This is a genomic window from Amycolatopsis sp. NPDC049868 (assembly GCF_044461365.1).
Lineage (GTDB): Bacteria > Actinomycetota > Actinomycetes > Mycobacteriales > Pseudonocardiaceae > Amycolatopsis.
The window spans coordinates 1028736-1041034 of the sequence record NZ_JBITKV010000002.1; the positions used below are offsets into that span (position 1 = coordinate 1028736).

The window sequence follows — 12299 nt, forward strand, 5'->3', positions numbered from 1 at the left end:
TTCCTCCTCGGTCGTGAACAGGTCACTAACCTAGGGAGAGTGCGGGTTCGGGCGGAAGGCGCTCACCTCGCGGTCCGGTACTCACCCGAAGGTGAGCACCCAGCGCGGGAGAGTAGGGGAGCTGTGGTGAGTGACGTGTTCCACAAGGACTGCCCGGCGCGAGAGGTACTCGGGCATCTCGCGGGCCGGTGGACGATCCTGGTGCTCACCGCGTTGCTGCGCGGGCCGCACCGGTACCACGAACTGCGGGCCGTGGTCGCGGGCGTCAGCGACAAGAGCCTGACGGCCACGCTCCGGTCGCTGCGGGAAGACGGCCTGGTGCGCCGCGAGGTCGGTTCCGAACAACCTCCATCGGTGACGTACTCGGTGACCGAACTGGGGCGTGGTGCCGCGGCGGCGTTGACGCCGTTGCTGGACTGGATCCGCGCCAACGCCGCGGAGATCACCTCGCGTCCGGATCCGGATCACGCGGATGGTCGATGACGGCCGGGTTCTCCGCCGTCAGCCGAACCGGACTTCGGGGATCGCCGCCATCAGCCGTTCCCACTCGGGATACCTGGCGAGCTTGCCTTCGTAGACGGCGGTGATCTTCGCGGCCAGCTCCGGATCGGGGTCGTCGGAAACGGCGAGCCCGACGTGCAGTTTGGCGTAGTGCGGGAGGATTTCCGGGTCTCCGGCCAGATGCACGGGGTCGTACATGTAGCGCTCGAACGCGTCGAGGTCGGCGAGGCCGAAGGAATAGCCATGGGTGTAGCCCTCGGCCGGATCGCCGAGAAGCCCGCCGACCGTGGAGAACGCCACCGACTCCACCGCCGCGGTGCGGCGGATCAACTCCAAGGCGCGGGCCTTCTGCTCCGCGGTGCTGTCGTCGCGGAACGCGAAGCGCATGAACTGGACGATCAAGACTTCCTCCCGGTAGATTGAACCAACGAGTTCAACGTAGTGAACAGGAAGGTTCATGTGCAATGTCGGGTGCCGGAAGTCCGGTGGATAGGATCGTCGCGTGACGAAGGCGACCGCACCGGGGGGACGAGTCGACAAGCGTCAAGCGATCTTGGACGCGGCCTTCACGGTCTTCGCGCGCCACGGGTACGCCCGGGCTTCCGTCCAGGAGATCGCGGACGAGGCGAAGGCCGCGAAACCCACCGTCTACAACCATTTCAGCGACAAGGAAACGTTGTTCCGCGGTGCCATGGCCGCAACCGCCGACAGTGTCGCCGCTGACTCGCTCGACGCCATCGAACCGCTCCGCGACGCGGGGACCGACGTTCGCGCGACACTGCGAACCGCGGCTTCCCGGCTGTTGCGGATCTGCTCGGGCGAGCGTTCGCATGCGCTCCGGTCTCTGGCTTACGCCGAGCTCGCCGCGTTCCCGGAGCTGGCGGCCACCATGCAGGAGCGGACGTCGGTGCACCTGACCGAGGCCTTGGCCGACCGGTTCGCCCGCCTCGTCCTTTCCGGCGCTCTCCGGTCCTGCGACCCGGCCAGGGCCGCCGAGCAGTTCCTCGCCCTGTTGATCGGACCGCTGGAGGCCCGCTCGCGGCTCGGCGCTCGCACCCTCCCGAAGGACGAACTCGACGGCATAGCCGAGGCGGCCGTCGACACCTTCGTCCGCGCATACGTCCCATAGCCGTCCAAACAGGACTTTCTTTAGGGTCGCTGATCGTCACCCGATCAGATGAACCCGAGTAGGTGCTGTGCCCGATCCCTTGCTGCTGCCCGAAGGCATCCCGCCGACGGCGGCACGTTCATTGCCGTCCGCGGTTCGGTTCAGCGGATGGACGCTCACCTGCTCGATCGTCGTGGTGCTGATCCTGGCCATGGCGGCCGCCGCGGATCTGCTCGTCCTCGTCGAAGGACAGAGCCTCACCCCGGACATCGCCAACCTCGGGCCGACCGGGTTGCCCGCCGGATCCCTGGGCGGCTGGTGGGACCGGGTGGTCACCTGGACCGCCGACGTGCTCCTGGGCTTCCCGTACCTGATCTTCAGATAATCTCGAAATGTGACCTTTATGGATAGTGCGGAGGTGTCAGGCTCTGTGGCGAGCCCGCTCAGGCTGCCGGCTTCAGCACGCCACCTTTGCCTTACCTCACAGTAACCCTCTCTTGCCCCGGTGAAGTCTGAAGTTTGACGCCCAATCGCTGAGATTGTCATGTGAGACCGGCCTCCCTTATTCAACCGGCAATGGGGCAAGCTGTCATCGCGGGCCTCAACAGGCGAATTCGACTGCCCGCTTGGGCAGGCTCCGACCGTGCTGATTGCCTTGCCCCTCGGCGCTGTGGTGAACTGAAGAGCAGTCCTGCCCGCGATGGGAGGATCCATGTCACGGCAGCAGCACGACACGCCCGTCCTGTCTCCAAACCCAAAGGGTGACGTGACGCGGCGCGGCAGGTCACCCGAAAGCGTTGCCGGTGTCGCTGGGGCACATCTGAATCCGTCGGCCATCAGCAGGCTGCAGAGATCAGCCGGGAACCAAGCCGCGTGCCAATTGCTGGCGGTACAACGAGAGCCGCTTGCCGCGGGACCGTCACTCGACGAGCGTTATCGTGCCGCCCTCCGGACCGCGACGGAGACTGGGGATTTCAGGAACACCGCTGAGCTGCTCAACGGATTCAACAGGCAGGACATCCTGCGCAAGCTTGCCGAACTGACCGATGAACAGATCAACTACATGCACGTCGGCGCGACAAGCAATCCGGCGGTCGGGCCTGGGTCTCAGATCGCCGAGCTGACAAGGCCCGGCGCCCCTCGAGCGTCCACGGCCGGTCCGAACAGCAGTCAAGCGCCGAGGCCGCGGGCGCCCGTCGCGCAAGGGCCGGATCTGTCCGGCGAACAGATTGCTGCCATGACGCCGACCGAACGACTTGTGGAAGCGTTCCACCGGGCCGACATCAACGCGGCGGTCCGGGAGAAGATCCTCAGCGTCCTGACGCCGGAGGCCTTGGTCGCCGCGGTCATCACGTTCGCCGCGGTATTCATCGCCTCGCAGTTCACCCCAGTCGGCTGGGCGGCCGATATCGCGCTCGGGTTGACCGCCGTCTTCATCGGGACAGGTCTGTTCCGGGCGGCAAACCATCTGATCAATTTCGCGGATGCACGCAACGCGACCACACAGGCCCAGATCAACGCTGCAGGCAACGAGTTCGCCCGTGCGGTGGCGGAAGTCGAAGTCGACGCCATCCTGTTCTTGATCATGCGAACCGCCGGTGGCGGTCCGCGTGGCGGCAGTCCGTTACCAGGCCCACCTCCGCCTGGGGCGGGCGTGGTACTGGCGACATCGCGAGGGCAATTGGTGATCGTGGCGGTCGACACGATTCCAGCCGCGGTCGCCGGCGAACTTGGGATCACTGCGGGCCCGTCCGCGATGGCCATGTCCGGGGGGCCTCGTGACAAGGACTACTACGAGGAGAAGTACGGCGAGGGCGACGAGAACGACATGCCCCGTCGGCAGCGAATCAGCGACGGGAACAAGCAGGAACTCGAGAACTCAGGATGGCTGAGGCGGCGGATGCCAAGCGAGGAACGCCGTCGCGAGTTCATGGAGTGGTTGCAGAGGGGCCATGAGCAGGGGGAGGCGCACACGCATCTGCGACCGGGCTCGCGGGAGGCCGAGGCCGCGGTCCGCGAGTTCGAAGCGGAAAACCCCTGACCCCTGAGACCGAGTGCCGGGCGACGAGCTGCTTGATGACCGCGGTGCACGGATCGCCGTTCACCTCCAGCGCCCGCAGCCGCACAGCGTCACGCGCTATGCCGTGTCTCGGCGCGGACTTCAACCGGTCGAACAGCGGTGGCTTCGACAGAGTGACCGTTCCATGATCCCGAGGAGGCCGGCGGTTCCCCACGTCGAGCAACCGCCGGCCGCTCCATCAGGGCCGGAGCCAGGGCCCGGTCATCGCGGCGAGAAGGCTGTGCTGCGGATCGTCGGCGCCCAGCTCCCACATCATCATGCCCGCCAGGCGGTGGCGTTTCGCGAACAGCGAGCGGTCCTGAATGGACCGCGGGTTCTCGTAGCTCACCCAGATCTTCTTCTCCGGGTTCCAGAGGTACGGCGAGCGCACGATCGGGTCCCAGCCCTTGCGGAATCCGGTGTCACCGGCCCACTCCGGGCCCATGAGGACCTTGTAGTCGAGGAACTGCATGTTCGTGTACGGCTGGTAGAGGCCGTCGTTGGCGGTCGAAGTGACGGTGAACGCCCGGCCGTAGAAAGGAACGCCGAGGACGATCTTCTCGCGCGGGACACCGTGGTCGGTCATGTACTTCAGCGCGCCGACGTTGTTGTTGTACTCGTCGTTCGGATCACCGGGCCGTTTGACCAGCGGGTCGTTGAAGCAGGAGAACTTCGAGTAGCCCGTGCAGAAGTCGTAGGTCATCAGGTTGAAGATGTCGACGAGCCTGCCGACTTCACGCAGGTCGAAACTGTTGGACGCGTCGTAGGGCGCGCCCCCGGTCCCGGTTCCGTCGTCCTGGACACGGCCCGCGGGGATGTCCGCGGACAGCTTCATGGCGCGGCCAGGCCTGCCGTGTTCGCGGGCATAGCGTTGCAATTGTGCCCGGAATTCCTTGAGTAGCAAGGTGAAGTTCGCGCGGTCGGCCGGCGAGTTGCCGATACTGGGCAGCCCTCCGGAGACCGGGAACTCCCAGTCGACGTCGAATCCGTCGACCAGCCCTGGCGGGAACGCGCTCAGCCAGTTGTCCACACAGGACTTGACGAAGGCGCGCCGGGATTCCGCGGTCGCGGCGCCGGCACCGAAACCCGGTGCGGCCCAGCCGCCGATGGAGATCAGCACGGTCAGGTCGGGGTGAGCACGTTTCACCGCCGCGAGGCTTTCGATGTCCTTGCGCTGCTTGGCGTCCGGGGTGCTGCACCGGCCGCCCGCCGGTGAGGCGAACCAGTAGCTGATGGTGTTCAGCATTTCCCAGGGGACCTGATCGGCGGGCGGCGTGCCACCCCAGAACGCCTCCAGGACCGGCCGATCCGGTGGCGGGGCTGCCTCGATCTCCGGTGTCCCGGAAGCGGGCGAGGCGGGGAGCAGTACCAGGACCGCGGCGAGGCACAGCCCGAGCCGCAAGGCCAGATTCTTCGGTCGCATGGAAGACCCTTTCTATTGGGGATGCGTACGAGTGGTGGTGGCGACCAGACCCGCCCGCGCGGCGGCGACGCCGGCCTGGAACCGGCTCTCCGCGGCGAGTTCCTGCATCATCGCCGAAATATGCCTGCGCAACGTCCGTTCGGACAGACCGACCCGGCGCGCGATCACCTCGTCCTTGAGACCGGCGGCGAGCAGGTCCAGCACCCGGGACTTGACGACGTCGAGGGTGCCGTCGTAGCCGGCCCGGCCGGGATCGAAGTCGGTGCCGGATTCCCAGCCTCGGTCGTGTGTCCCGGCGAGGAACTGCGCGATCACCGGACCGTGCACCATCGCGACGGCCTGATCGCCTTCGAGCCCGGCCCGGAGGAACGCGACCTCGCGGTCGAAGACGGCGAATCGGTCGAAGATCTCGTCCGAGGTCCGCACCCGGCCGCCGAGGGAGGCGACGTTGCACAGGAACGACCTGGTCGCCGCGTCCGCGCGGGCCGCGTGCGGATACAGCACCCGGACGCGGATCCCGCGCCGCAGCGCGTCCAGTACGAGCGGCCGCAGATGCCGCGCTTCGGGTGGCTCGTGCGCCACGCAGGACTGCATCATCAGCATTTCGGACTTGCAGCCGTTCGCCGTTTCGACGAGCCGCAATTCGGTTTCGCGCGGATCGCGCGAGACCTGGATCGGCGAGTGGCGCGAGTTCGCCCGTTCCGCGCGGCCGAAGGCGTCGGCGAACGAACGCAGTTGCCGCCGCCGGGCCAGCAGCAGGCTGCGCTGGTCGTGGATCGCCCGTTCCAGCGGCAGCAGCAGTTCGGTCCGCGCGCTGTCGGGGTTGACGGCGACGACCTCGCCGTCCCGGGTCTCCCGGATCAGCCGCAGCCGCCGCAGGAGGCCGAACGCGCGGTCCACCTCGGCCGCCGGGACACCGAGCCGGGCCGCGATCTCCGCGGGCCCGTCGCCGTCGAGGATCCGTTCGTAGACCTCGACGGCGAATTCGTCGGGCTCGATCCGGTCACTGAGCACTTCGCAGATCCCTGATCGAGCGGACCGCGAGCAGCAGCACGGTACAGGCGAGCCCGAGCACGGTCGCGAGGATCATCAGTGGCCGTGCGCCGAAAAGGCTCGCCATCGGCCCGGCGAGCGACCTGCCCAGCACCAACGCGAGCAGCGACCCCGAGACGTCGTAGGCGTAGACCCGGTTCAGGAGTTCCGCGGGAATCTGGGTCTGGACCGTGGTGGACCACAGGACACCCCAGTAGGCGAGGCCGAAACCGGCCAGCGCCCAGCCGACGATGAGGAAGGCGACCGGAAGTCCCACCGCGGGCGTGATCGGGTACAGCGCGAACAACGCCCAGCCGATCGCCCCGGACAACAGCGGACGGCTCGGGCGGACGCGCATGGCGACCGCGCCGCCCGCGACCCCGCCCGCGCCGAAGGCGGCCATCCCGATGCCCAGCGCGGTCGAACCGTAGTCCGAGACGACCAGGTCCGCGCCGACCGGCAGGGACACGCCCGCCACGAAACAGCCGTACACCAGGTGGATCGCGATCACGCCCCAGAGCCAGCCGCGGGCGGCGAACTCCCGCCAGCCTTCGACCAGCTGACGCCAGAACGACGGTTCACTGTCCTCAGTGGACTTCACCGGCGTGAGCCGCAGGGCGAACAGGCAGATCGCGCTGATCCCGTACGTCGCGGCGTAGATCCCGAACACTGTTCCGGTGCCGGCGACGGCGACCAGCACACCGGCGAGCGCCGGGCCGAGAACGCCCGAGATCGCCTCGGAAATCCGCAAGACGCCGTTCGCGCCCTGGACGTCCTCCGCGACCTGCGGGACCATGCTCGCCACCCCGGGCTGGAACAACGCGGTGGCGGCACCGCTGAGGAACTGCAGGACGACGATCGCCGGCAGCGACGGCGTTCCGACGGCGAAGGCGACCGCCATCCCGCCCTGGACGACCAGCCGGACGAGGTCCGCGATGATCATCATCCGGCGCGGCGTGAACCGGTCCGCGAGCACGCCGCCGAACAGCATGAACAGCGCGAGCGCGCCCATCCACGCGCCGAGGGCGTAGCCGACGCCGTCGATCCCGTGACCCGCAGCCAGCACGGCGATCGAGAGTGCGACGGGCAGCATCGCGTCGCCCAGCATCGACCCGCTGCGCGCGGTGAGGTAGAGCTTGAAGTTGCCGGACCAGAGCCGCCCTGCGGCCGGTTTTCCCTCACCGGTCAGGGTTTCCGTGTCATGACTCATACCGGCAGCTCCCGTCCGCTCGCGGAGTCGATGGCCGTGGCCGTCCAGGCGCCCGGATCCAGCGGATCGGCGGGAGGCTCGGCACAGATCACGTAGTGGTGCGGTGCCAGCGCGGTCGGCCGTCCCGGCAGCGCGGCCAGTACTTCGGCGTGCAGGTCCGCGGGCGCCGCCGGGCCGGTCAGATGACACACCAGCCGGTGCCCCAGGACGTCGTCGGGCTCCGCGGTCACCAGATGCGGCCGGTCACCGAGGACGTCGGAGACCAGTTCCCGGACGGCGTCCAGCTCGACCCAGCACGAGTCCGAGAGGTACCAGCCTTCCCCGCGTTCGATGGGTGCGAGCGTGGTGAGCGAATGCAGTTCCTTCAAGGGAAGATCCGCCTCGGCCGCCGCACGCAGCAACGCCAGGAGGCCGCGGCCGAACTCGGTCACCTCGGCGGTGCCGAGACAGCCGGGGTCGACCCACAGCGTCAGATCCAGTTCCGTGTCGAGGCGGTACAGGCAGCCGAAGAAGCGGGTCGGGATGTCCTCCTGCGGCAGTAGCTCCAGCGTGCCACCGATCTCGGGGTCGTCTTCGACGTCCGGTCCACCCGGTAGCCACACCGACGGCAACCTGCTGTACGCGGCGCGAGGCGGCTCGCCGACCGCGGCGTCGCCCAGCGCGCTCATGTCGTTGAACACGAGATCCCTGGCGAAGGAGAAGCCCCGTTCGCTGGTGACGCGGGTGATCACTTCCCAGATGGCGTCGGCTTCGAACCAGCTGTGCCGGTACGCGGGCACGGAAGCGGCGCGGACGGCGTGGACCAGTTCGTCGAACGTCTCCGGGATGATGACCGGGAGCAGCGCGTCCTGCGCCATCGAACCGAAGAAGCGGCGCAACTGCTTGAGCACCCGGTTACCGGACAAGGACGTCGTCACGCAGGCGGATTGCGCGGTCCAGTGCGCGATCAGCGCGTTGAGCGCGGCGAGGGCGATGGCGGAGGGGCTCGCGCTGGTCCGCTCGGCGATCGCCGCGATATGGCCCATCGCGGCCCGTGAACGGACTCGCAGCCCGGGCCGGAGGAAGCCGGTTCCGGTGGCGGGCACGGGGAACATCGCCTGCGGAACCGTGCGCAGCTTGCTTTCCCAGTACCGCGTCGCCGCTTGTCCCAGCCGCTGCACCGCGGGCGTCTTCTCGAGTTCGACGACGTCGAGAGGCTGCGGCGAGTCGTCCACGGGCAGCTCGTGCCCGGCGGCCAGCTCGGTCCATTCGCCGAGGAGGAGTTCGCAGGTGGCGACGTCCATCGCGGCGTGGCTCACCACCCAGACGAGCCGGCGCGGGACGGCGTTCTCGGTCACCACGGCGAGATGCAGCGGCAGCTCCGCGGTCAGATCGAAGACCCGGGACCGCAGGGCGCGCGCGGTGCTCTCGGCCGTCTGGAGGACATCGCCGCCGCTCTCGACGACCTCGACCTCCACCTCGCCTTCCGCGAGCACGTGCTGGCGCGTCCGGTCTCCGAACGAGTAAGTCGTCCGCAGCGACTCGTGGCGTTCGAGCAGCACCCGGATCCAGCCGGCGACCTGGTCCAACGACGCGCCGGGCACGTCGAACACCATCGCGAGGTTGAGCCGCGTCGGATCGTCGTCGAGGGTGATGGCGCGGACGATGTTCGCGTGGCCGAACGCCAGCGGACCGGAGCGAGCCGTCTTGCCGGTGAAACGGACCTGGAACCGGGTCATTTCGTCACCTCGTGGGTCGGGCGGGTCAGGGGAGTGGCGGTGGTCTCGAACCGGCAGAAGGCGACTGTCGCGTCGTCGTGGTGTTTCCCGGCGAAGTGGCCCGGCGCGGTACGGAGTTCGGCGCGGCGGGTCTCGCCGACGACCGCGGCCGGGCCGTCGAACTCGGCGACGTCGAGCAGCTGGTGCCAGGTCCACCCGTAGCGTTCGACGAGCCGGTACGCGCCGTCGGTGAGGAGCGCGGCACGCCGCAGCCGCGAGAGTTCCACGGTGCCGGTGCGGGCCTGGTCGGCGGCGGCCGGATCACTGCCCGCGACCCAGAACCCGCCGGGCGCGTTGCGCAAGGGCCGGACCTCCTGCCAGGACAGGTGCAGCAGCCGGTCGATCCGGTCGTCGATGACGGCCTCGACGGTGCCGTCGAGCCGTTCGAGCACCACCGCCGAATCGCTGAGCACCAGGTAGTCGGCGAGTCCGTCCCGTTCGCGCAGGATCGCCACGGTCGCGGTCGGGCCGCAGGGATTGCCGAGATCGCAGGTGCCGGAGTGGGCGTCGCGGACCGACTCGATGGCCGCGCGGAGGACGGCGCGCAGGTCTTCCGCGGGACGTTCGACGAGGAGCCGGTCCAGCGCGGTGCCGAGCCTCGCCACCAGCCAGCGGACGTCGTGCACGCAGCCGGTCTCCGCGCCTGGTTCCGCCGTCGCGCCGTCGATGACCAGCGCGTGATACCGGCCCGACAGCACCAGATCCTCGTTGACCAGGCCGTCACCCGGCTGGGAGAGACGATCGACTTTCATGCTTCTTCCTTTTCGTAGGCGAGCCACTGGGCCAGTGCGCGGATGCCTTGATCGAGTTCCGTCGCCGGTTCGTCGGCGACGAGGCGAGGGGCGGAAGGGCCGTGCGGCGACGCCGGCCAGCTGACCGGAACCCGCCGGACGGCCCTGGCGACCGCGTCGGCCAGTTCCTGGCTGGTCAGCGGGGACGGCGTCGCGACGGTCCGCCGCGGCACGGGCTGGTGCAGGAGGTGGTGTACGGCGAGCGCGATGTCCCGGATGTAGGCGGGCCGATGGATCGCCCGCGCCGGGACGTCGGCCTGGATCGGTTGTGCCAGCAGGGCTTGCCGGGTGAACGTCTCCAGGACGGAATAGCCCTCGATACCGGGCCCGTACGGCGAACCGGTCCGCAGGACGCTGGTGCCCGGTGCGGCGGCGGGGACGGGTGCGCCGGGAGGGCAGACCTGGACCACGTGCCGCGCCGTCACGGCCGGGAGCGTGGAACCGGGTTCGGCGACGTGGACCACGGCGTCGACGTCCGGTCGGTCGTTTCCGTCCAGGACCTCGTATCCGCGATCGGCCAGATGACGCGCGATCTCCCGGCCGAGCGGGCGGTGGGTGGTGGTGACGAGGACGCGTTCCCGCCGGGGCGCGGGCGAACGTGGTGCCCGGGCACCGGCCTCGTGGCCGAGGCGGGCCAATTCGGACATGGCGGGCCGCAGCGTCCGGAGCGTGGAAGCGCCGACGGTGGTGCACACACCGCCCGCACCGATCGTGCCCAGTGCGAGGGAGCCGACCCGGTCGAGCCGACGGCCGGTCCCGAGTGCGCCGAGGAGGTAGGCCGTGGTCCAGAGTCCTTCGACGGCTTCTTCGTCGAGATGCCGTTCCAGATCGGCGAGAGCGTCGAACACCGACCCGGTGACTTCGAGCCGTTGCTTCTGGCAGGCGTCGAAATCCAAGCCCGCCCGGCCGAAGTACCGCTCGGCGTCGATGGTCGTCTGCCTTCCGCCGTCACGGACGACGCACTGGGCGATCCCGTGCTTGAAGAACGGGATGACGTCGGGATCGAGCGGGCCCGCGCCGAGCGACCAGTCGTCGCCGGGCGGGACGGCGAAGCAGGCCGACCGCCGCGAGCCGTGGGAATCGTTGCGGAGGACGCTGGGTTCGTCCGCGTGCTCGACGAGATTCGGCGCGATCAGGAGCACCGGTACCCCGGCCGCGCGCAGGTACCGGGACATGACGACGTCGTCGGGCCAGGTCGAGCCGTGCGCTTCGGCGAAATCCGCGAAACCGGCCGCGATCCGGGCGGGCAGGGCCAGCGCGACGGTCGGGGTGTACTCGTGGGTCGCGGTGACCCATCTCGCCCCGGCCAGCGTGGCGAGCCGTACGGCGGCGCCGTTCCGGGAGTTCCAGTTGGTGTAGAAGGCGATCGCGGCATCGGGCGCGGCCGCGACGGCGGCCCGGGCGTGGTCGAAGAAGCCGTCGGCGGGAACGGCGTCGTCCTGGAGTACCAGGTGGTGGGTCGTGCCTTCGGCGATCGCGGACCAGGCCCGGATCGCGGTGCGCAGGGCGGTCGGCGGTCCGGCAGGCTCCGGATCGGTGACCGGTCGTAGCGCCCCGGCGGGCGCGGCGGCCAGCAGACGGCCGGTGAGTCCCGGCCGCCGCGGATGGGTCATGACGGCACCGGTGAGCACTATGTCGTGGCGGGGAGTCGGAGTGGTCACGTGGCAGGTCCAATCAGGACGAGAATTCGAGACGATCCAGAACGGAATCTAGGTCGGTCCCGGCCGGTGCCACCAGAATTTGGCCGAAAGCGGACTCGGCGACCGGAGAAAGAGACCTCTGTCGGCGGCGCCGGTAATGATCAATCCACAATGGACGAAGAATGCGGCCGGAACCGGTCAGCCGCTTCAGTCGAGTGCGTCCGCGGGAAGCCATCCGCATTCCGCTGCCCGGAACCCGAGTTCGAACCGGCTCCTCGCACCGACGCGGGCCATGAGGACGTTCACATACCGCCGAACGGTCCTCGCGGATACGCCCAGCCGGTTCGCGACCGCTTCATCGGTCATTCCGTCGACCAGGCAGCGCAGGATCGCCTGTTCGAACTCGTCCGGCCGAGCGGACGTCATCTCCCAGGGCGTGGCCTCCTCCCAACGAGGGTCGAAGGCGTCGGCGAGGGCGGTGATCAAGGTCGGCGTGGTCACCATGAGCAAGCTTCTGGTGTCGTCGCCACCCGAAGGGACCAGCGCCAGTCTGCGGTCTATCAAAAGGGATTCTTCGATCGCCCGATCGGTAACCTTGACCCGGAGCCCGTGCCGCACCGCCTCGATGATCTCGCCGCGCGCGTGTTCCGCCGGTGTCGTGCACAGCAGCCGCACCCGGACGTGCGGCGGGAAGGCGCCGCGCCGCGCGGCCGCGGTGACGGTCCCGCCGAACCACGGCGAACCGCCCGTCGCGGTGGTCAGCACTTCCTGTCTTGCG

At 69.0% G+C, this 12299-nt stretch carries 12 protein-coding genes; 4 read left to right on the top strand and 8 right to left on the bottom strand.

The genetic code is table 11. The features are described 5' to 3' along the window. Positions 1-126 precede the first annotated feature (126 nt). Positions 127-483 (top strand): winged helix-turn-helix transcriptional regulator, encoded by a 357-nt coding sequence (locus tag ACIBTM_RS13150; protein ID WP_395876708.1) that lies wholly within the window; start codon positions 127-129, stop codon positions 481-483. Positions 484-501: 18 nt separating this feature from the next. On the opposite strand, the gene ACIBTM_RS13155 is transcribed toward ACIBTM_RS13150, so the two are convergent. After that, complete coding sequence (locus ACIBTM_RS13155; protein ID WP_395876709.1) at positions 502-903, bottom strand: Dabb family protein; 402 nt, start codon at positions 901-903, stop codon at positions 502-504. Between the two features lie 100 nt (positions 904-1003). Between ACIBTM_RS13155 and ACIBTM_RS13160 the strand changes: the two genes are divergently transcribed. From ACIBTM_RS13160 to ACIBTM_RS13170, 3 genes are all read left to right on the top strand, one after another. Further along, positions 1004-1630, top strand: a complete 627-nt coding sequence (locus ACIBTM_RS13160) for a TetR/AcrR family transcriptional regulator (protein WP_395876710.1) — start codon at positions 1004-1006, stop codon at positions 1628-1630. Positions 1631-1697: 67 nt separating this feature from the next. Then, complete coding sequence (locus ACIBTM_RS13165; RefSeq protein ID WP_395876711.1) at positions 1698-1994, top strand: hypothetical protein; 297 nt, start codon at positions 1698-1700, stop codon at positions 1992-1994. 327 nt (positions 1995-2321) lie between these two features. Next, the gene (locus tag ACIBTM_RS13170) at positions 2322-3650 is read left to right on the top strand and encodes a hypothetical protein (protein ID WP_395876712.1); all 1329 of its coding nucleotides are present in this window, start codon (positions 2322-2324) and stop codon (positions 3648-3650) included. A 217-nt stretch (positions 3651-3867) separates the two neighbouring features. Here the strand turns inward: ACIBTM_RS13170 and ACIBTM_RS13175 are convergent, their stop codons facing one another. The 7 genes from ACIBTM_RS13175 to ACIBTM_RS13205 all read right to left on the bottom strand — a co-directional run bounded on the left by ACIBTM_RS13175 (position 3868) and on the right by ACIBTM_RS13205 (position 12286). Next, positions 3868-5091 carry a glycoside hydrolase family 18 protein gene (locus ACIBTM_RS13175; RefSeq protein WP_395876713.1) on the bottom strand — a complete coding sequence of 408 codons (1224 nt, stop codon included), beginning with the start codon at positions 5089-5091 and terminating at the stop codon, positions 3868-3870. A 12-nt stretch (positions 5092-5103) separates the two neighbouring features. After that, positions 5104-6105, bottom strand: a complete 1002-nt coding sequence (locus ACIBTM_RS13180; protein ID WP_395876714.1) for a LuxR C-terminal-related transcriptional regulator — start codon at positions 6103-6105, stop codon at positions 5104-5106. Further along, entirely contained in the window at positions 6095-7333 is a 1239-nt protein-coding gene (locus tag ACIBTM_RS13185) for an MFS transporter (protein WP_395876715.1), read from the bottom strand. Before ACIBTM_RS13185 ends, ACIBTM_RS13180 begins: the two co-directional genes overlap by 11 nt. After that, positions 7330-9051: a condensation domain-containing protein gene (locus tag ACIBTM_RS13190; RefSeq protein WP_395876716.1), complete on the bottom strand. Its 1722-nt coding sequence runs from the start codon at positions 9049-9051 to the stop codon at positions 7330-7332. The genes ACIBTM_RS13185 and ACIBTM_RS13190 overlap by 4 nt, the downstream gene beginning before the upstream one ends. Beyond that, positions 9048-9842: a protein phosphatase 2C domain-containing protein gene (locus ACIBTM_RS13195; protein ID WP_395876717.1), complete on the bottom strand. Its 795-nt coding sequence runs from the start codon at positions 9840-9842 to the stop codon at positions 9048-9050. Before ACIBTM_RS13195 ends, ACIBTM_RS13190 begins: the two co-directional genes overlap by 4 nt. Continuing rightward, entirely contained in the window at positions 9839-11542 is a 1704-nt protein-coding gene (locus ACIBTM_RS13200) for a hypothetical protein (protein WP_395876718.1), read from the bottom strand. Before ACIBTM_RS13200 ends, ACIBTM_RS13195 begins: the two co-directional genes overlap by 4 nt. Before the next feature lie 186 nt (positions 11543-11728). After that, a complete protein-coding gene (locus ACIBTM_RS13205; RefSeq protein WP_395876719.1) occupies positions 11729-12286 on the bottom strand; it encodes a LuxR C-terminal-related transcriptional regulator in 558 nt (185 codons plus the stop codon). Positions 12287-12299: the final 13 nt, after the last annotated feature.